We start from the raw sequence: 18,616 nt of genomic DNA on the forward strand, positions 1-18,616 counted from the left end.
CCCCGCTGGGAGAGGTAGATGGACCCGCAGGATGAGTTAGACCTGCCCGAATCCCGTTGGATCCGCACTCACGACCCCGAACCCGACCTTCCTGACTCCTCCTGGAACCGTTTCCGGGAGGAGGTCAGGCCCGAGTCCCCCTGGCCGCGCCGCCTCGCGGCCACCCTCTCGATGGTCCTCGTGCTCCCCCTGGTCAACGCCGTGCCCGCGGCGGCCGAGCCCCGCTCGGCCCCGGCGGTGCAGAAGGAGACCCCGGTCAAGGGCACGAGCGTGCCGGTGCAGCCGCCGTCGGCCGACCCGGTGCAGAAGCAGGCATGGAAGGCGCCGCCGGGTGTGACCTGGCCGAAGCCGCAGAAGGCGGAGCTGGCCAAGTCCAAGTCCGTGGCCGGGTTCCCGGTGCGGGTGGCGGCCGATGAGGGCAGCGACCCGGTGTCGGTGGAGCTGCTCGACACCGACCGGCTCGGCCTGGCGATGCGGGTGTCGCCGGGCCAGGGCGTGGCGGTGGCCGCCAAGGCGGGCGGCAGGAAGACCGAGCTGAAGATCGACTACTCCGGTTTCCGCTACGCCTACGGCGGCGACTACGGCGCCCGCCTCGGCATGGTCAAGCTGCAGGAGTGCGCGCTCAAGTCGGCCACCGCGACGGCGAGCTGCCCGCAGCCGGAGCCGGTCAAGAGCACGAACGACCCCAAGGCGGGCACGCTGACCGCCGCGGTCGAGACCGGCGCCGTGTACGCGCTGGCCGCGGCCCCCTCGGGCCAGTCCGGTGACCACTCGGCCACCTCGCTGGCGGCCTCGTCCGACTGGAGCGTGGGCACCCAGACCGGCGACTTCTCCTGGAGCTACGACCTGCGCACGCCGCCCGCGCTGGGCGGCGACGAGCCGGAGCTGTCGCTCGACTACTCCTCACAGAGCGTGGACGGCCGCACCGCCGCCACCAACAACCAGGCGTCGTGGGCCGGTGAGGGCTTCGAGCTCAGCCCCGGCGGCTACATCGAGCGCCGCTACAAGTCCTGCATGATCGACGGCAAGAAGACCGGCGACCTGTGCTGGGACCAGGACAACGCGGTGCTGTCGCTGGCCGGCTCGTCGATCGAGCTGATCAAGGACGCCACGACCAAGCAGTGGCGGCCGAAGCGCGACGACGGCACCAGGATCGAGGCGCTGACCGGCGCCACGAACGGGGACAACAACGGCGAGTACTGGCGGGTCACCAGCGCCGACGGCACCCAGTACACCTTCGGACTGAACCGGCTGCCCGGCTGGGTGAGCGGCAAGGCCGAGACGAAGTCGGTGCAGACGGTGCCGGTGTTCGGCAACAACAGCGGCGAGCCCTGCTACAACAGCACCCCGGCCAACGCCTGGTGCCAGCAGGCGTACCGGTGGAACCTCGACTACGCCGTGGACACGCACGGCAACGCGATCACCTACTGGTACACGCAGGAGAAGAACTACTACGGCCGCAACTCCAAGCCCGAGCTGGGCACGGTGTACGACCGGCACGCCTACCTCAACCGCATCGACTACGGCTACCTGAGCACCGAGCTGTTCACCAAGAACCCGGCGGCGCGGGTGACCTTCGAGGTGGCCGAGCGCTGCCTGCCGAGCGGCACGGTCACGTGCGCGCCGGCCGAGCTGAAGAAGGAGACCGCCAGCCACTGGCCGGACGTGCCGTTCGACCAGATCTGCGATTCCGGCGTGAAGTGCACCGACCGGCTCACGCCGACGTTCTTCACCCGCAAGCGGCTGACCAAGGTCACCACGCAGGTGCTCAACGCGTCCGGGCAGTACTACGCGGTGGACTCGTGGGCGCTGACCCACCAGTTCCCCGCCACCGGTGACGGGCTGAGCCCGTCCCTGTGGCTGGCCTCCATCCAGCAGACCGGCCACGTGGGCGGCACGATCACGCTGCCGAAGACCACGTTCAAGGGCGTGCAGCTGCCCAACCGGGTGGACGCGACCGAGGGCCGGGCGCCACTGGTCAAGTGGCGGGTCCAGGCCGTCGACAACGGCACCGGCGGCGAGCTGCGGGTCAACTACAAGGCCGCGGAGTGCCAGGCCGGCGCGCTGCCCGCCGCCGACAAGAACACCAAGCTGTGCTTCCCGCAGCGCTGGGCCCCGCCCAATGAGGGCGAGGTCACCGACTGGTTCCACAAGTACGTGGTGGAGCAGACGGTCGAGGTGGACCGCGTCGCGGCCTCGCCCGCCGTCGTCACCAGCTACGAGTACCTGGGCGGCGCCGCCTGGCGCTACGCCGACAACATCCTCGTCAAGCCCGAGCACCGCACGTGGTCGGACTTCCGCGGGTTCGGCCGGGTCCGGGTGCGCGAGGGCGACGGGCAGGACACCAAGCGCACGCTGACGGAGTTCCGCTACTTCCGCGGCATGCACGGCGACAAGCAGGCCGACGGCACCAAGCGCAGCGTCCAGGTGGAGGACACCGAGGGCGTGAAGGTGGACGACCTCGACCAGTACTCCGGCTTCGAGCGCGAGGAGATCCTGTACGACGGCGACGGCGGCGCCCTGCTGAAGGCCACCGTCGAGACGCCGTGGTCGGTGAAGACCGCCGAGTCCACGCAGGGCGGCGTCACCAAGGCCGCCTACGTGGTCGAGGCCGCGTCCATGGCGACGCGCACCGCGCTGCCCGGCGGCAAGTGGCGGCGCACCGGCGAGGAGCGCTCGTACGACACCAAGGGCCTGCTCACCCAGGTCGAGGAGAAGGGCGATCTGGCCAGCACCGACGACGACCGGTGCACCCGCTACACCTACGCCCGCAACGACACGAGCTGGATGCTCGACTACACCAGCCGCGTCCAGAAGGTGGCCGCGCCCTGCTCCGCGTCCGTCTCCACGCTGGCCGCCGGAGAGGTGATCTCCGACGAGAAGGTCCAGTACGACGGCAAGGCGTACGGGCAGGCGCCGAGCAAGGGCGACGTGACCACGGTGCAGCAGGTCGTCAGCGCCGACGGCACGACGATCACCGACACCACGCACACGTACGACGTCTACGGCCGCGAGACGAGCGAGACCGACACGGTCGGCGGCAAGTCCGTGACCACCTACACCCCGGCCACGGGCGCGCTGGCGACCGAGATCAAGGAGACGAACCAGCTCGGCCACGTCGATCGCACGTTCCTGGAGCCGGCGTGGGGCGAGCCCGTCGCCGAGCTCGACACCAACAACCGCCGCACCGACATGGAGTACGACGCGGTCGGCCGGCTGATCAAGGTGTGGCAGCCGGACCGCAGCAAGGCGGGCGGCCAGTCGCCCAGCACCGAGTACTCCTACACGATGCGGGCCGACGGCCCGAGCGTCGTCACCACGAGGACGCTGCGCGCCGACGGCGGCTACACCGAGAGCCACGAGCTGTACGACGGCCTGATGCGCGAGCGCCAGACGCAGGAGCCCGCGCCGAAGGACGACCAGACGCAGGACCCGGCCCTGCGGGACGGCCGCACGATCACCGACACCTTCTACAACTCGCAAGGGGAGGAGTACAAGCAGAACACCGGCTACTTCGCCACCGGCGCGCCGTCCACCGACCTGCTCGCGGTCGCCGACGCCGACGTGCCGAACCAGGTGGTCTCCACCTTCGACGGCGTGGGCGACGTCAACGCCCAGGTGCTCAAGGCGAAGGGCGTGGAGAAGTACCGGGTCACCGCCAAGGACGAGGGCGACCGGGTGCACGTGACGCCGCCGCCGGGCGGCACCGCGACGACCCGCATCGGTGACGCCGAGGACCGGCTGGTCGAGCTGCGCCAGTACAAGGGGGCGACCCCGACCGGCGAGTACGAGTCCACCAAGTACACCTACGACGCCGCCGGCCGCCTGTCCACGGTGACCGACTCGGCCGGGAACGTGTGGCGCCACCACTACGACTTCCGCGGCCGGGAGATCAAGACCGAGGACCCGGACAAGGGCGTCACGACGATGACGTACAACGACGCCGACGAGATCGTCACGACGACGGACTCGCGCGGCCGGACCCTCTGGTACGGCTACGACACGCTGGGCCGCAAGACGGAGATGCGCGAGGGCTCCGCGACCGGGCCGCTGCTGGCCGAGTGGAAGTACGACGCCCTGGCCAAGGGCCACATGAACGCCAGCATCCGGTACGTGGACGGGCAGGCGTACAAGGCGGAGATCAACAACATCGACGTCGACTACCGCCCGCTGCGCGAGACCGTCACGATCCCGGAGCGGGAGGGCAAGCTGGCCGGCTCCTACCAGCTCAACACCCGCTACACGGTCGACGGCCAGGTGCAGTCGATCAGCTTCCCGGCCGGCGGCGGGCTGGCCGAGGAGCAGGTCGTCTACACCTACGACGAGCTGAACCAGCCGACGAAGGTCACCGGCCTGTCGGCGTACGTGAGCGCGACCCGCTACTCCAAGCTCGGCGAGACCCTGCAGTACGAGCTGGGCGACAACGGGAAGAAGACCTGGCTCACCTACACCCACGACGAGTCCACGCGCAGGCTGACCAGCATGCGGCTGGACCGCGAGGGCACGAGCAAGACCGACATGGACGTCAACTACACCTATGACGCCATCGGCAACATCACCAAGATCGCCGACAGGGCGAGCCAGGACACGCAGTGCTTCACCTACGACCATCTGCGCCGGCTGACCTCGGCGTGGACGGCGACGGACGACTGCGCCAGTGGCACCCCGCAGTCCGACAAGATCGGCGGCGTGGCGCCTTACGCGGTCAGCTACGCCTACGACGCCACCGGTAACCGGATCAAGGAGACGAAGCACGCGTTCGGCAGCGCGGGCCAGACGGTGCGCGACTACACCTACCCCGAGCCGGGCGGCAAGCAGCCGCACGCGCTGCAGAGCGTGGGGCAGGACCTGTTCGAGTACGACGCGGCGGGCAACACGACCCGGCGCAAGGTCGGCACCTCGGACCAGACCCTGGTGTGGGACGCCGAGGGCAACCTGGAGTCGGTGACGGAGGCGGGCAAGACCACGTCGTTCGTCTACGACGCGGAGGGCGACCGGCTGATCCGCAAGACGCCCACCGACGCCACCCTCTACATCGACGACATGGAGCTGCGTCTCGACTACGCCAAGGACACCGTCGAGCAGACCCGCTACTACACGATCAACGACGAGCCCATCGCGGTGCGCACCCCGGACAACCAGGTCTTCTTCCTGGCCAGTGACCACCAGGGCACCGCGCAGGCCGCGGTGAACGCCGGCACCGGCGACCTGGCGGTGCGCAGGACCACGCCGTTCGGCGAGGACCGCGGGTCGCCACCGCCGTGGTGGCCGGGGCAGCGCGGGTTCGTGGGCGGCACGAAGGACGCGACGACCGGGCTCGTCCACCTGGGCGCCCGCGAGTACGACCCCAAGCTCGGCCGGTTCCTGTCGGTCGACCCGATCATCGACGACGTCGATCCGCAGCAGCTCAACGCCTACGCCTACGCCAACAACAGTCCCGTCGCCATGAGCGACCCCGACGGGCAGTGGGTGTGGGTCGTGGTGGCCATCGGCGTCCGGGTCGGCGCCCGCTACCTCGCCAAGAAGGCGGCGCAGCGGGCCGCGCGGCAGGCCGCCATCCGCAGGGCCAGGGAAATCGCCAGGAAGAAGGCGCTGGAGGAGGCCAAGAAGCGGGCCAGGGAAGAGGCCAAGAAGCGGGCCAGGGAGGCGGCCAAGAAGCGGGCCGCGGCCGAGGCCAAGCGCAAGCGGCTGGCCGCGGCCAGGAAACGGGCGCGCGAGGCGGCGGACCGGGCCCGCGAGGCGGCCGCCAAGCGCCGCGCGGCGGCGGCCGCCCGCCGGGAGGCCGCGAAGAAGGCGCGCCAGGCGGCGGCGGCCAAGAAGCGGGTGCTGAACAGGCAGCGGTACAACCGCCGCAACGGCCACCTGCCCAGGGGCATCCAGCAGGCGCGCTCGCGCCCGGCGAGCCGGCCGACCAGCCACCGCTCGGTGCAGCGGCAGTCACCGCCGAAGGCGACCAGGCAGCCGGCACGTCCGAGGCCGAGTCAGGTCTACCGCAACGACGGCAGCGTGCAGCCGACCCAGTCGTACACCGTGTACGGCAACGGCCGGATGTACCCGCAGGGCCGGCCGCCGTCGAACCTGCCGCGGGGCGGCGGCAGCGGACAGGCCGAGAAGCAGATCTTCAAGCCCGAGAAGATCGAGATGGAGGTCAACACCAAGCGGGGAGCCGTGGCGCACCTGGGGATGCGGGGCGGGAAGCTCGGCGACGACATCGCCGACTTCTTCGACACCCTCCTCGGCGGGCTCGGCTGAGCCTGTCCGCACGTTCGACCCACCGGCGCGGGACCTTCGTGGTCCCGCGCCGGTGGCGCTTCGTGGGGAGATGTCCATAGAATCTTGTTCGGTTTCTGGCTACGGAGGAGGCGGCGTGGGCGCGTTCGATCTCGGCGGTAAGCAGGCTCTGGTCACCGGGGCGTCGAAGGGCATCGGCCGGGGCATCGCGCTCGCCTACGCCGAGGCCGGCGCCGACGTGGCGCTCGTCTCCCGCTCCGCCGAGACGCTGGCCGAGGTGGCCACGGAGATCGAGGCCCTGGGCCGGCGCGCCGTCGTCATCCCCGCCGACCTGACCGACCGCGAGGCCGCCGCCTGCGCCGTGGCCGCCGCCATCGACGGGCTCGGGCACCTCGACATCGTCGTCAACAACGCCGGCGGGTCGAACTTCCTCGTCGAGTTCAAGGACCTGCGGCTGTCCGGCTGGGACAAGCTGATGCGGCTCAACCTCGACTCCGCCATGGCCGTCTGCCACGCCGTCGCCCCGCACCTGCTCGGCCGGGGCGACGGGGTCGTCATCAACGTGGCGTCCGTGGCCGCGCTCGGCGCGCCTCTGCTCGCCCCCTACGCCGCCGCCAAGGCGGGGCTGGTGGCGCTCACCAAGACGCTGGCCGTCGAGTGGGCGGGCTCCGGCGTGCGGGTCAACGCCCTGTGCCCCGGCTGGACGGCCACCGACCTCAACCGCAACCTCTGGGAGAACGAGACGTCGGGCGCCGCGACGGTGGCCAGCGTGCCGATGCGGCGGTGGGGGACCGTGGCGGAGATGGCGCAGCCGGCCGTGTTCCTCGCGAGCGCGGCGTCGGCGTACATGACGGGGCAGGTGCTGTTCGTCGACGGCGGCGCGACCGCGATCTGATCAGGCCCTCAGCACGTTCTCCTCGAACTCGCCCGGCACGTCGCCGGGCGGCTCGAAGACGAAGACGATGAACGTCTCGTCGTCGTCACGGCCCTGACCGGCGACGCGGGCGGCGCCCATCGCCTTGCAGCCCTTCCAGAGGAGCCGGCTGAAGCCGGAGGGGTGGGGGTCGTCCCAGTCGTACGGCTCGGCGTACCAGGCGGCCACCGCGTCGGCGGCCTCGCCCATGCCGGGCCCCACGCTCCTGAACACGCTCTCGCCGGTGCCGGCCCGCACCTCGCCCGCCTGCCCCCGCGAGTGCGCGGCGGCCCTGGTCTTGGCGTAGTCGACCAGCAGCGCGTCCATGGTCAGGGGTGGGGCGTGGTGGCGCTCGCGGCGCAGGTTCGTCTCGCGCAGCGCCTGGAGGAGGAAGTCGGCGTTGGTGGCGTCGGGGAGCGCGGGACGGGTGCCCGCCATATCTGTGGGACCTGTCATGCCTGTCACCTCGGGGTGAATGTCGCTCTGCCTGGATTGTGCGCGTGAATTATTCGACGGGCAATGTCAGATTTATGGCGAATAATGGTTGTGTATGGCTTTTGTCGGCACAGTCAGGAACGATCGGCATGGGCCATTGAGTGATTGTCGCCGTGAACCGGGTTACCGTGTGGTCCGTGCAGCTCTACACGAGATCTGCCGGGACCGGGATCCCGGTTGTCCTGCTTCACGCGTTCCCGCTCTCGTCGGCCATGTGGCTGGCCCAGCGGGAAGGGCTGGCCAAGGTCTGCCGGGTCATCACCCCTGACCTGCGCGGCTTCGGCGGGTCGCGGCTGGGCGAGGACGAGCCCTCGCTCGACCTCATGGCCGACGACGTCGCCAGGCTGCTCGACGAGGAGGGCATCGACCGGGCGGTCGTCGGCGGGCTGTCGATGGGCGGCTACGTGACCATGGCGTTCTGCCGGCGGCACCCCGACCGCGTGCTCGGAGTGATCCTGGCCGACACCAAGGCCGCCGCCGACCCGCCCCAGGCGCGCGACAACAGGGAACGCATCGCGCAGGCCGTCCTGTCCGGCGGCAACGACGTGCTGGTCAGCGACGTGCTGCCGGCGCTCATCGGGCGGACCACCAGGGAGCGGCGGGCCATGGTGTTCGGCCGGGTCAAGGGGCTGGTGCAGTCGGCGCCGCCCAAGGCCGTGGCCTGGGCGCAGCGTGCCATGGCCGCCCGGTCCGAGTCGTTCGAGACGCTGAACGCGCTCAAGGTGCCGCTGCTCATCATCGTGGGGGAGGAGGACGAGCTGACGCCGGCCGCCGACGCCGACGCCATGGCCCAGGCCGCGCCGATCGGCAAGGTCGAGATCATCCCCAGGGCCGGGCATCTCAGCGCGGTCGAGCAGCCGGAGGCGTTCAACGCGGCCGTGATCGAGTTCCTGAAGGCGGAGTTCGGCGGGATGCGGCGCTAGCTCAGACGCGATCTTGTCTAGGTAGCACCAGCTCGCGGATGATCAGCGAGATCGCCGCGGCCACCGGGATGGCCAGCAGGGCGCCGACGATGCCGAGCAGCGCGCCGCCGAACAGCGCGGCGATCACCGTCACCGCCGGCGTCACGTTCACGGAGTGCTTCATCACCCTGGGATAGATGAAGTAGTTCTCCACCTGCTGGTAGGCCAGGAAGAAGATGGCGCACGCGATGCCGGCCGGCCACGAGTCGAGCAGCGCCACCGCCGTCACCAGCACCGCGCCGATCGTCGCGCCCACCAGCGGGATCAGGTCCGTCAGCGCCACCACCAGGGAGAGCGCGAGGGCGTACTGCACTCCGGCGATCGACAGGAAGATCCACGTCACCACGCCCGCGATGACCGAGATGAGCACGTTGCCGGCCACGTACCCGCCGATGCCGGAAAGGATCTCCTCCGAGATCGCGCGCGTCCGCGTCCGGCGCGAGGCCGGGACGAGCTTGAGCAGGTAGTCCTTGATCGTGTGCAGCGAGCCGAGGAAGTACAGCATGAGCACCAGCAGCGTCACCGTGGTGAACACGCCGTTCAGCACCACCAGACCCGCGCCCATGATGCCGGTCGCCAGCGACGGGCCCAGCGTGCTCGTCACGAACGTCCGCAGCTGCGGCAGGATCTGGTAGTCCTGGTCGAGCTGGCGCAGCGTCGGATGGTTGCTCAGCTCCGTGATGTAACCCGGCACCGCGTCGATGAACTCGGTGAGCTGCTTGCTGACCGGCGGCACGATCGCCAGCCCGAACAACGCGAACGCCACGATGACCCCGGCGAACACGATCGAGATCGCGCCCCGCCTGGCCAGACCGCGCCGCTGCAGGGCCTCCACGGCCGGGTTCAGGCCCACGGCCAGGAACATCGCCACGACGATCAGGATGATCGTGCTCAGCGAGGCCACGATCATCTGGGCCAGCGCGATCGCCGTCAGCACCCCCAGGCCGCCGACCAGGCCGAACAGGAAGGGGCCGCGGGCCAGCGGCTTGCCGGGCAGCCCGTACGGCTCGGCCTGCGGCTTGCCGGCCTGCTCGGTCTGCGGCTTGCCGGCCTGCTCGCCCTGGGGCCTGTCGGCCTGCTCGCCCTCGGGCTTGCCGGCCTGCTCGGCCCGAGGCTCGGGCTCCTTGCGGCGGGCTTCTTCCTGCTCGGGCGCCGGCTCGACGTCTGCGGACAAAGGGGACACTCCAGGGGGATCGGCGACACAGCATGACGGACTCGTGTCACTTCGTACACGTCCGACGGCAAAGAGAGAGCCTAGCGACCCTGCGGCCGCCAGGCTCTCCCCAGCCGTCATTCAGCCCCGTCTGCGATCAACCGGCGTTACTCCTGCCACCACTCCGCGTCGTCGTCGGCCTTCTTGACCTCCACCTTCGGAGCGGGGGTCGTGGCCGGAGCGGGCGGCTCGGCCGCGGGCGCGGCGAGCGCGGGCTTCGGCGGAGCCGCGGTGACCGCGGGCTCAGGGTCCATGCCCGGCAGGGCGGCGCCGCCGAGGAGCTGACGGAGCTGGGCCAGGTGGCTGGTGATGCTGTCACGCTGGCGGGTCAGCTCGTCGACCTGGCGCTGCATCGCCGAACGGGTGCGCTCGGCCTCGTTCTTCGCCTCGGTGACGATCGTCTCGGCGCTGCTCTTGGCCTCGGACACGATGGTCTCGGCGCTCTTGCGGGCGTTCGCGACGAGCTGCTTGGCGTGCAGATCGGCCTCGCGGCGGGTCTGCTCGGCCTGCTGCGTGGCCTTCGTGGCCCGCGACTCGGCGGTGGCGGCGCGCTGCTCGGCCTCGGCGACCAGCTTCTGCGTGGCGGCCTGCGCGGTGGCGTGGCGCTCGGCCTCCTGGCGCTCGGCCTCCTCGCGGCGGGAGGCGAGCTGGATCTCGAACTCCGCTTCGTCCTGGGCCCGCTTGGCCTCCGACTCCTCCAGCACCCGCTGCGCCTGCGCGCGCATCTCGTCGGCCTGCCGCTTGGCGGTGGTCAGCACCTCGTCACGTTCACGCTTGGTCGAGGCGCGCAGCTGCGCCACCTCGCGCTCGGTCGTGGTGCGCAGCTTGGCGATCTCCCGCTCGGCGTCGGCCCGCTTCTCCGCCACCTCGTGGTCGGCGGTGGCGCGCAGCTTGGCGGCCTCCCGCTCGGTGGTGTTGGTCAGCTCGTCGGCCTCGCGGCGCGCGGTCGAGCGGATGTCCTCGGCCTCGCGCTCGGCGGTCGTACGCATCTCGTCGCTCTCGCGAGCGGCCTGCGCGCGCTTCTCGGCGGCCTCGGCCTCGGCGGCGGCCCGCACGTCGGCGGCCTCGACCTTGGCGGCGGCCTTGATCTCGTTGGCCTCGGACCTGGCGGCCTGCACGAGCTCGGTCGCCTGCTCCTCGGCCAGGCGCAGGAGCTGCTCGATGCGGGCGCCGAGGCCGGAGTAGGTGGGCCGCTCCTGCTCCTGGAGCTGGCGCTGGGAGTCGGACAGCTCGCGCTGGAGGCTGGCAACCTGCTCGCGGGCCTGACGTAGCTCCCCGTCGAGCTGCTTGAGGTGATCGTGGACCTGGTGCCGGTCGTAACCCCGGAGCACCACGTCGAACTCGCGTGCGGGGGCGTCCTCGAAGAAGTTGTTGAGCTGGGCGTCGATGTCGGACTGCATGGAGGCTCGATCCTGGGTTGTCGAGACGGCTACACGGGCCGGACGGGGGGTTCGGGGCATCCGTACCAGGAGCCTGGCCTCTCGGCAGGCCCCATGTCCGGTGGAAGGTCAAGCGTACTCCGCTGGTGCCACCTGCGAAGCCCCGTCCATCTTTCTGCGTGACTAGTTACATATGAACCTTATTTACGTTTTGTGCGGGTTTATTGCTGCTTGGCCGCTTCAACCAGCTCGGTCAGCATCCCACCCACATCCTTCGGGTGCAGGAACGCGATCCGCGACCCCATGGACCCGTGACGGGGCCGCTCGTCCAGCAGTCGCACGCCCTTCCCGCCGATCGTGGCCATGGCCCCCTCGACGTCGGGCACCCCGAACGCCACATGATGGACGCCCTCGCCCCGCTTCGCGATGAATTTTCCCACAGGCGAGTCCTCCGAGAGCGGCTCCAGCAGCTGAATGTAGGAGCCCCCACCCTCGCCGTCGGCGACGTGCAACATCGCCTCCTTGACGCCCTGCTCCTCGTTGACCTCCCTCGCCACGACCTCCAGCTCGAACAGCGACGAGAAGAGCTCGATCTTCTCCTCCAGGTCGCGGCAAGCGATGCCGATGTGGTCGATCCGCATGAACATGTGTGGCCTACCTCCATGGCGAGCGACGGCGTACTCGTGGGTATCGTGTCAAAAGACCGGACGCGCGAGCACAGGAGGCCGTTGTCATGTCCAGTTCCGTCATCGTCGCCGGAGCTCGTACCCCCATCGGCAAGCTCCTCGGCTCCCTGTCCGGCCTCCAGGCCGTCGAGCTCGGCGGCATCGCGATCAAGGCCGCCCTCGAACGGGCCGGAGTCGCGCCCGAAGCCGTCGAATACGTGATCATGGGCCAGGTCCTCCAGGCCGGCGCCGGCCAGATCCCCTCCCGGCAGGCCGCCGTCAACGCCGGCATCCCCATGACCGTCCCCTCCATCACCATCAACAAGGTGTGCCTGTCCGGCCTCGACGCCATCGCCCTGGCCGACCAGCTCATCAGGGCCGGCGAATTCGACATCGTCGTCGCCGGTGGCATGGAATCCATGACCAACGCCCCCCACCTGCTGCCCGGCCTGCGCAAAGGCGTCAAATACGGCGGCTCCCAGGTCGTCGACTCCATGGCCCACGACGGCCTGTTCTGCGCGTTCGACCAGTGCGCCATGGGCGAATCCACCGAACGCCACAACACCCGCCTCGGCATCGGCCGCGAAGAGCAGGACGCCCTGTCCGCCCGCTCCCACCAACTCGCCGCCGCCGCCACCAAGAACGGCATCTTCGAAGACGAGATCGTGCCCGTCGAAATCCCGCAGCGACGCGGCGAACCCCTCATCGTCAAGGAAGACGAAGGCGTACGCGGCGACACCACCGTCGAGACCCTCGCCAAGCTCCGCCCCGCCTTCGCCGCCGACGGCACCATCACCGCCGGCTCCGCCTCCCAGATCTCCGACGGCGCCTGCGCCGTCGTCGTCATGTCCAAGACCAAGGCCGAACAACTCGGCCTGCCCTGGCTCGCCGAGATCGGCCGCCACGGCAACGTCGCCGGCCCCGACGCCTCCCTCCAGTCCCAGCCCGCCAACGCCATCAAACACGCCATGGCCAAGCAGGGCGTCACCGCCGCCGACCTCGACCTCATCGAGATCAACGAAGCGTTCGCCAGCGTCGTCCTCCAATCCGCCAAAGAACTCGGCGTCCCCCTCGACAAGGTCAACGTCAACGGCGGCGGCATCGCCCTCGGCCACCCCATCGGGGCCTCCGGGGCGCGGATCGTGCTGACCTTGGCTCACGAGCTGAAGCGGCGCGGCGGCGGGCTGGGCGCGGCCGGGCTGTGCGGGGGCGGCGGCCAAGGCGACGCCCTCCTCATCACCGTCCCCTGACGCCCGCCCCAATCCCGTTCACCGGGTTGGCCGTTGGGAGCCCGCCCCGACAGCGGGGCTACGCCGGTTGCGCTCCTCGCAGGGGGCGCTTCGCGACACGGGGCCTCCCGACACGGGGCTTCGCGTGAGCCGTTCCATCAGGGCTGACGGCGCGTCGCGCGAAGCAGGCGCACCCAGGGCCCCCACCCTCACCCCTCAACCACATCCATCCGCAAGAACTCACTGATCCGCAGCACCCTGGGCGGCCGAGCCACCCCTTCCGGCATGGCCCCGAAGGCCTCGTCCCTCCCGATCAGTCGCGGAGCCGTGAGCTCCACCTCCTTCCCTTCGACCCTGAGCCGGGCCCCGTCGGCCGCCATGACGTTCCGCACCCAGTCCGACCCTGACCCGTACACCAGCACGAACAGATACCCGCCCGCGACCGGATGCGCGTCCAGAGGCGTGTGGTACGTCGTGCCGGAGACGCGGCCGACGTGGATGAGCACCGGCCATTTCCCGCCGGCGATCGCGCGCGGGTTGAACACTCGCTTGTTCACGTGCCCCCACCATTTCGGCATCGGCATCGCGAGCTCCTTCTCTTACGCTCGTAAGGTGGCTTACAGGTGTAAGGCTGACTTACGCTCGTAAGGCTGTCAACCCCTTCGTGCTCCGGAGCCGTAGTGTCGCCGTCGCCGCAACAACCGCTCAGCAGGGCCGCCGTGCTCGAAGCCGCCATCCGGGTCGCGGACCGCGGGGGCGTGGAGGCGATCACGATGCGCAAGGTCGCGGCGGAGCTGGGGGTGGAGGCGATGTCGCTCTACCACCACGTGCCGAACAAGGACGCCATCCTCGACGGCGTCGTCGACATGGTGTTCGCGGCGATCGAGCTGCCCGGCGACGGATGGGACGACTGGCGCGACGCGATCCGGGCGCGCGCCAACTCCGCGCGTGCGGTGCTGGCGCGGCACAGCTGGGCGCTCGGTCTCCTGGACTCGCGCCGCAACCCCGGCATGGCGACGCTGCGTCACCACGACGCCGTGCTCGGCGTGCTCAGGAAGGCGGGGTTCACGCTGCCGATGGCCGCGCACGCCGTCTCGCTCATCGACGCCTACATCGGCGGGTACGTCCTCCAAGAGGCGAACCTGCCACTGACGACACCGCAGGACGTGGCGGAAGTGTCCGGCGACATCCTGCGGAGCCTGCCCGCGGGCGAGTTGCCGTACCTCACTGAGATGATCGTCGAACACGCCATGCGGCCGGGCTACGACTACGCCAGCGAGTTCGGCTACGGCCTGGACCTGATCCTCGACGCGCTCGAAGCACGCCGGACCGCCACCTGACCCGTGGTCATGGTCGCAGCGGCGCGGCGGTCACTTCTCGTTGATCGTCTGGTCGCCGCCGGCCTGGTAGATGCGCCCCTGGCCGGACGCCTCGGCCCGCATCTGGATGTTGGTGGCGCCGTCGCCTGTGGAGATGACGCCCGAATTGTCGCCGCCGATCGCCACCGACCTCGTCCCCGACGCCGACGCCGACGTGCCGGGCTTGGCCGCGTCGTCCGGCTGCTGGGGCTGACTGCGGAGACCGTAGACCGCGACCGCCAGCCCGGCGACCGCGACGAAGAGGCCGATGACGCTGGCCAGCTTGTCGGCGTTGTCGAGACCGACCCGTACGAAGTAGACGATCAGCGCCGCCAACGCCACCGCCGCGACCACGGCCCCACCCCACACCAGCATCCGCTTGCGCATACGGGCATCATCGGCTCTCGGTACGCCCGCCACAATGTGAATGGAGGGAAACGTATCGCCGGTGGAGCCGTACGACACCTCGGATAACGGGGTGTTTCGGGCAGTCGATTGCGGTGGGGTGTCCTGGCCACTTGCATGGGGGGCATGACCGTCACCCGTGAGGAGATCGGTGGCCTGCTGGCCCGCTATCTCGACGTCCACCCCGCCAGCGCTCCCGAGGTCGCTCACCTCGTCGAGGCGCTGGCCGGTGGGCAGGATCTGGCCGCGCGGACGACGACGCCGCTGCACGTGACCGTGAGCGCCGCCGTGCTGAACGACGCGGGGCGGGTACTGATGGTCCATCACCGGACGCATAACCGGTGGTTGCTGCCGGGCGGGCATCTCGAGCCCGAGGACGACAGTCTGTACGGGGCGGCGCTGCGGGAGCTGGAGGAGGAGACCGGCATCCCGGGGCATCAGGTACGGCGCTCACCTCCGTACGACACCAATCATGTGGACATCCCCGTGGACGTGGACGTGCATGAGATCGTGGCCGACGCCGTGAAGGGGGAGCCGGCGCATCTGCATGCCGATTTCCGGTTCGTGTGCTGGGGGAGCGGTCTGGGGCGGGTGCGGCTGCAGATGGAGGAGGTGGCCGCGTTCGCCTGGCGTGAGGTGGCGGATCTGCAGACGGCGCGGCTGTCGGAACGGGTCGCCACCATGAGATGAGCCCATCAAGAAATCGGCGGCGCCGCCGTGAGATGAGCCCCGTCAGGAAATCGGCGGCGCCGCCGTGAGATGAGCCCCGTCAAGAGATCGGCCACGCCGCCGTGAAAGGAGGGCGACCGGGGCGCGAATTCGGGGTGATGGTGTTGTCGGCGGGGGCTGCCTGGATGAAGATCAGGGAGTGTCTCGCCTCGGAGTGGTTTCCGCCGTGATGATCGTCGCCGCCTCCACCTTATTGACGGGTGGGAGGGCCGCCACAGCCGAAACAGCAGAAGCAAGAGCAGCAACCGCGGACGGGCCGTTGACCTCGGCGATCTTCCGCGCCACGCACAACAGCTACTCGGGCAACCTCGGTGGTGCGCGGAGCTCGATCGCCTCCCAGCTCGACCAGGGTGTTCGCTTCGTCGAACTCGACATCCACGACAACGGCTACGCCACCTCCCGCGACTACGCCGTCGGCCACGACTCCCCGGGTGACGAGGTGGACCACGCGGGGAACCCGGCCTCGAACCTCCTGCGGGACTGGCTCGGCGTCGTCGACTCCTGGTCCGAGCGGCATCCTGACGCCGCGCCGATCGTCGTCGCGCTCGACCTCAAGGACGATCTGACCGACAACACCTCCTACGCCGCCGGCAACCTGGCCGCGCTCAACGACGAGCTGACCTCCGTGTTCGGCGCGCGGCTCTACCGGGCGGAGGAGTACCCGGCGACGGCGGGCGCGCCGTCCGTGGACGCGTTGCGCGGGCGCGTGCTCGCGGTGATCTCCGGGCACGGCGGGACGCGGGCCGCGTACAAGCGGGACACCGGCTACGACCCGGCGGTGGCGATCAACGGGCGCGGGCAGGTCGTGGAGGTGCACGGGTCCGGCGGGGGCGACCTGTGGTACTGGACCGGCAGGTACGGCTCCGACGGCCGCATCACGTGGCTGCGGCACGGCCGGTACGACAGCGGCGTCACCCCCGCCGTCGCGCTGAACGACAACGGCGACCTGGTCGAGGTCCACCAGTCCCAGAGCGCGACCACCCTCTGGTACCGGGTGGGCCGGCTGAGCGCCAATGGCGAGATCACCTGGTCGGCCAGCCGCAAGTACGACGACGGGGTCCTGCCGACGATCAGGTTCACGGATCCGGCGGGCACGCGGTTGCGCGAGATCCACCGCAGCCAGAGCTCCAGCCAGAACTGGGAGTGGAGCGGCGTCCTCGACGCGGGTGCCATGGCGGTCACGTGGAGCGGCAACGCCAAGACCGCCGACCCCCGCTTCGACAAGGCCGCCTCGGCCAGCGGCACGTCCCGTGTCCGCGTGTGGACCGGCGCGGACGGCCCGACGCCGGGGCAGACGCTGCGGGTCGACACCGACAGGGTCGCGGGGGAGCGCGTGCGCTATCCGCAGGTCGCCTTCGACGAGTTCCAGAAGGGGGACAGCGCGGAGCTGCAGCAGGACGCGCTGTTCTACGCGGCGCCGGCGGGCGAGAAGGCGTTCGTCACGGCGGCCCGGCAGGCGGGCAAGCTCGCGCGGGCCTGGGGCTTCGACTCGGCGGCCGACGCCACCGACCCCCTGGCCAGCTATCCGGCGACCGACCGGCCGTTCGACGGCTGGTACCGGGACCTCCTCACGGAGTCCGGTGCGGTGGAGTGAAGGTTACGCACCGTTGCTCTTCGTGTGCATAATGGAGTCACAGTAACCAGAAAAGCGCAAGTGTCGCAGGAAGAGCGTCCACTCCTCCAGCCTCGCCGTCCCCCAGAGGTCTCCGTTCTCGCCGAAAGCACCTGCCCGAGCGGAGGGTCCCCAGCATGCCCCCTGTCCCCGGCACCACCCACGCCGCGTTCGTGCTCCCCGTCCCCTACCAGCCGGGTGCGGCCCGCCTGAGCCCGCACGCCGACGCGGCGCGCGCGCACTCCACGTCCTGGGCCAGGGAGATGGGCCTGCTCGGGCAGGGGGTCTGGGACGAGGCGTGGTTCGGGGCGATGGCGATCCCGCTGCTGGCGGCGTACGGGCATCCGGACGCCGCCCCGCAGGAGCTGGAGCTGGCCTCCGACTGGTACGTGTGGGCCTACTGGTTCGACGACCACTTCACGCAGGCGTTCGGACGGCCGCGCGCGTATCGCAAGGCGCGGGCGTACCTGCACCGGCTGAGCCTGTTCACCCCGTCATCCGGCTCCTCTCCCACGCCGCGCCCGTCGAACGCGGCCGAGCGCGCGCTCGCCGACCTCTGGTCCCGCACCTGCGCGCGGTCCTCACCGGAGTGGCGCGGCAGGTTCGCCGCACGCACGCGGGAGCTCATGCGGGGGCGCCTGCAAGAGCTGGAGAACGTCCGGCGCGGGCGCGTCCCCACGCCCATCGAGCTCATCGGCCTGCGCCGGGCCTCAGGGGGCGCGTCCTGGGCGGCGGACCTGGCCGAGCGGGTCGGCGGTGCCGAGCTGCCCGCTGACGTCGTCGGCACACGGGCGGTCAGGGTGCTGCGCGACACGTTCGCCGACGGGGTGCACCTGCTCAACGACCTGTACTCCTACCGCCGCGAGGTCGGCGACGAGGGGGCGCACGACAACGGGGTGCTGGTGGTGCGGCGCTTCCTCGGGTGCGGGGCGCAGGAGGCCGCCGACCGGGTGAACGAGCTGCGCACGTCCCGGCTGCGGCAGTTCGAGGCGGCGGCGAGCGGGCTGCCGGCGCTGGTGGAGGGGAGCGGGCTGGATCCGGAGGAGCGGGGCAGGCTGGTCCGGTACGCCCAGGGGTTGCGGGACTGGCAGGCGGGGGCGTGCGCCTGGCACCGGCGCTCCAGCCGCTACCTCGACCCCGACGCCGTGCCCGCCCAGGCGTGGGGGATCGAGGTGCCGGCCTGGCACTCCAGCGCGGCGCCCGCGCCCAGCGACCAGGGCATGCAACGCCAGCCTCTTTGAGCCGTGGACGCCACCCGGATCCCGACCCAACAGGCGGATCCTGGCCCGGGGTGTGGGTCCAGGCCGGGTGTGGGTCAGACCCGGGTGTGGGTCCAGGTCCGATACGGGGATTCCCGGCCGGACGCGTCCGGTTCAGGGGGTGGGCATGCGCGAAGCCCCGGTCCGACCAGGAATGGGACCGGGG

General features: G+C 70.6%; 14 protein-coding genes. 8 read left to right on the forward strand and 6 right to left on the reverse strand.

All coding sequences use genetic code 11. From position 1 onward, the window contains the following. Positions 1–18 precede the first annotated feature (18 nt). The gene (locus HCN51_RS61445; RefSeq protein ID WP_168011398.1) at positions 19–6,252 is read left to right on the forward strand and encodes an RHS repeat domain-containing protein; all 6,234 of its coding nucleotides are present in this window, start codon (positions 19–21) and stop codon (positions 6,250–6,252) included. A gap of 115 nt (positions 6,253–6,367) precedes the next feature. Next, positions 6,368–7,126: a glucose 1-dehydrogenase gene (locus HCN51_RS22130; protein ID WP_168011399.1), complete on the forward strand. Its 759-nt coding sequence runs from the start codon at positions 6,368–6,370 to the stop codon at positions 7,124–7,126. On the opposite strand, the gene HCN51_RS22135 is transcribed toward HCN51_RS22130, so the two are convergent. Next, entirely contained in the window at positions 7,127–7,600 is a 474-nt protein-coding gene (locus HCN51_RS22135) for a CAP domain-containing protein (RefSeq protein WP_168011400.1), read from the reverse strand. Between the two features lie 176 nt (positions 7,601–7,776). Here HCN51_RS22135 and HCN51_RS22140 point away from each other — a divergent pair, with 176 nt between their 5' ends. After that, the gene (locus HCN51_RS22140; RefSeq protein ID WP_168011401.1) at positions 7,777–8,562 is read left to right on the forward strand and encodes an alpha/beta fold hydrolase; all 786 of its coding nucleotides are present in this window, start codon (positions 7,777–7,779) and stop codon (positions 8,560–8,562) included. 1 nt (position 8,563) lies between these two features. On the opposite strand, the gene HCN51_RS22145 is transcribed toward HCN51_RS22140, so the two are convergent. From HCN51_RS22145 to mce, 3 genes are all read right to left on the reverse strand, one after another. Beyond that, positions 8,564–9,784: an AI-2E family transporter gene (locus tag HCN51_RS22145; RefSeq protein ID WP_428981546.1), complete on the reverse strand. Its 1,221-nt coding sequence runs from the start codon at positions 9,782–9,784 to the stop codon at positions 8,564–8,566. 137 nt (positions 9,785–9,921) lie between these two features. Next, positions 9,922–11,214: a DivIVA domain-containing protein gene (locus tag HCN51_RS22150; protein WP_080042482.1), complete on the reverse strand. Its 1,293-nt coding sequence runs from the start codon at positions 11,212–11,214 to the stop codon at positions 9,922–9,924. A 200-nt stretch (positions 11,215–11,414) separates the two neighbouring features. Continuing rightward, positions 11,415–11,840, reverse strand: a complete 426-nt coding sequence (gene mce, locus HCN51_RS22155; protein ID WP_168011403.1) for a methylmalonyl-CoA epimerase — start codon at positions 11,838–11,840, stop codon at positions 11,415–11,417. A gap of 86 nt (positions 11,841–11,926) precedes the next feature. Here mce and HCN51_RS22160 point away from each other — a divergent pair, with 86 nt between their 5' ends. Continuing rightward, the gene (locus HCN51_RS22160) at positions 11,927–13,108 is read left to right on the forward strand and encodes an acetyl-CoA C-acetyltransferase (protein WP_168011404.1); all 1,182 of its coding nucleotides are present in this window, start codon (positions 11,927–11,929) and stop codon (positions 13,106–13,108) included. A gap of 188 nt (positions 13,109–13,296) precedes the next feature. Here the strand turns inward: HCN51_RS22160 and HCN51_RS22165 are convergent, their stop codons facing one another. Further along, the gene (locus tag HCN51_RS22165) at positions 13,297–13,671 is read right to left on the reverse strand and encodes a nitroreductase/quinone reductase family protein (RefSeq protein ID WP_168011405.1); all 375 of its coding nucleotides are present in this window, start codon (positions 13,669–13,671) and stop codon (positions 13,297–13,299) included. 135 nt (positions 13,672–13,806) lie between these two features. Here HCN51_RS22165 and HCN51_RS22170 point away from each other — a divergent pair, with 135 nt between their 5' ends. Beyond that, the gene (locus tag HCN51_RS22170) at positions 13,807–14,427 is read left to right on the forward strand and encodes a TetR/AcrR family transcriptional regulator (protein WP_346433742.1); all 621 of its coding nucleotides are present in this window, start codon (positions 13,807–13,809) and stop codon (positions 14,425–14,427) included. A 30-nt stretch (positions 14,428–14,457) separates the two neighbouring features. Here HCN51_RS22170 and HCN51_RS22175 read toward each other — a convergent pair whose 3' ends face one another. After that, the gene (locus tag HCN51_RS22175) at positions 14,458–14,832 is read right to left on the reverse strand and encodes a hypothetical protein (protein ID WP_168011407.1); all 375 of its coding nucleotides are present in this window, start codon (positions 14,830–14,832) and stop codon (positions 14,458–14,460) included. Positions 14,833–14,976: 144 nt separating this feature from the next. Here HCN51_RS22175 and HCN51_RS22180 point away from each other — a divergent pair, with 144 nt between their 5' ends. The 3 genes from HCN51_RS22180 (at position 14,977) to HCN51_RS22190 (ending at position 18,432) form a co-directional block, all read left to right on the forward strand. Then, entirely contained in the window at positions 14,977–15,540 is a 564-nt protein-coding gene (locus HCN51_RS22180) for an NUDIX hydrolase (protein ID WP_168011408.1), read from the forward strand. Between the two features lie 298 nt (positions 15,541–15,838). Then, positions 15,839–17,173 carry a PI-PLC domain-containing protein gene (locus HCN51_RS22185; protein WP_240973117.1) on the forward strand — a complete coding sequence of 445 codons (1,335 nt, stop codon included), beginning with the start codon at positions 15,839–15,841 and terminating at the stop codon, positions 17,171–17,173. Between the two features lie 155 nt (positions 17,174–17,328). After that, positions 17,329–18,432 carry a terpene synthase family protein gene (locus HCN51_RS22190; protein WP_168011409.1) on the forward strand — a complete coding sequence of 368 codons (1,104 nt, stop codon included), beginning with the start codon at positions 17,329–17,331 and terminating at the stop codon, positions 18,430–18,432. The last annotated feature ends 184 nt before the right edge of the window (positions 18,433–18,616 follow it).

It is taken from the genome of Nonomuraea composti (assembly GCF_012034275.1).
Lineage (GTDB): Bacteria > Actinomycetota > Actinomycetes > Streptosporangiales > Streptosporangiaceae > Nonomuraea > Nonomuraea composti.

Coding starts and splice junctions, on each gene's coding strand:
- HCN51_RS61445 (WP_168011398.1), top strand. CDS start 19: ATGGACCCGCAGGATGAGTTAGACCTGCCCGAATCCCGTTGGATCCGC.
- HCN51_RS22135 (WP_168011400.1), bottom strand. CDS start 7,600: ATGACAGGTCCCACAGATATGGCGGGCACCCGTCCCGCGCTCCCCGAC.
- HCN51_RS22150 (WP_080042482.1), bottom strand. CDS start 11,214: ATGCAGTCCGACATCGACGCCCAGCTCAACAACTTCTTCGAGGACGCC.
- mce (WP_168011403.1), bottom strand. CDS start 11,840: ATGTTCATGCGGATCGACCACATCGGCATCGCTTGCCGCGACCTGGAG.
- HCN51_RS22160 (WP_168011404.1), top strand. CDS start 11,927: ATGTCCAGTTCCGTCATCGTCGCCGGAGCTCGTACCCCCATCGGCAAG.
- HCN51_RS22165 (WP_168011405.1), bottom strand. CDS start 13,671: ATGCCGATGCCGAAATGGTGGGGGCACGTGAACAAGCGAGTGTTCAAC.
- HCN51_RS22175 (WP_168011407.1), bottom strand. CDS start 14,832: ATGCGCAAGCGGATGCTGGTGTGGGGTGGGGCCGTGGTCGCGGCGGTG.
- HCN51_RS22180 (WP_168011408.1), top strand. CDS start 14,977: ATGACCGTCACCCGTGAGGAGATCGGTGGCCTGCTGGCCCGCTATCTC.
- HCN51_RS22190 (WP_168011409.1), top strand. CDS start 17,329: ATGCCCCCTGTCCCCGGCACCACCCACGCCGCGTTCGTGCTCCCCGTC.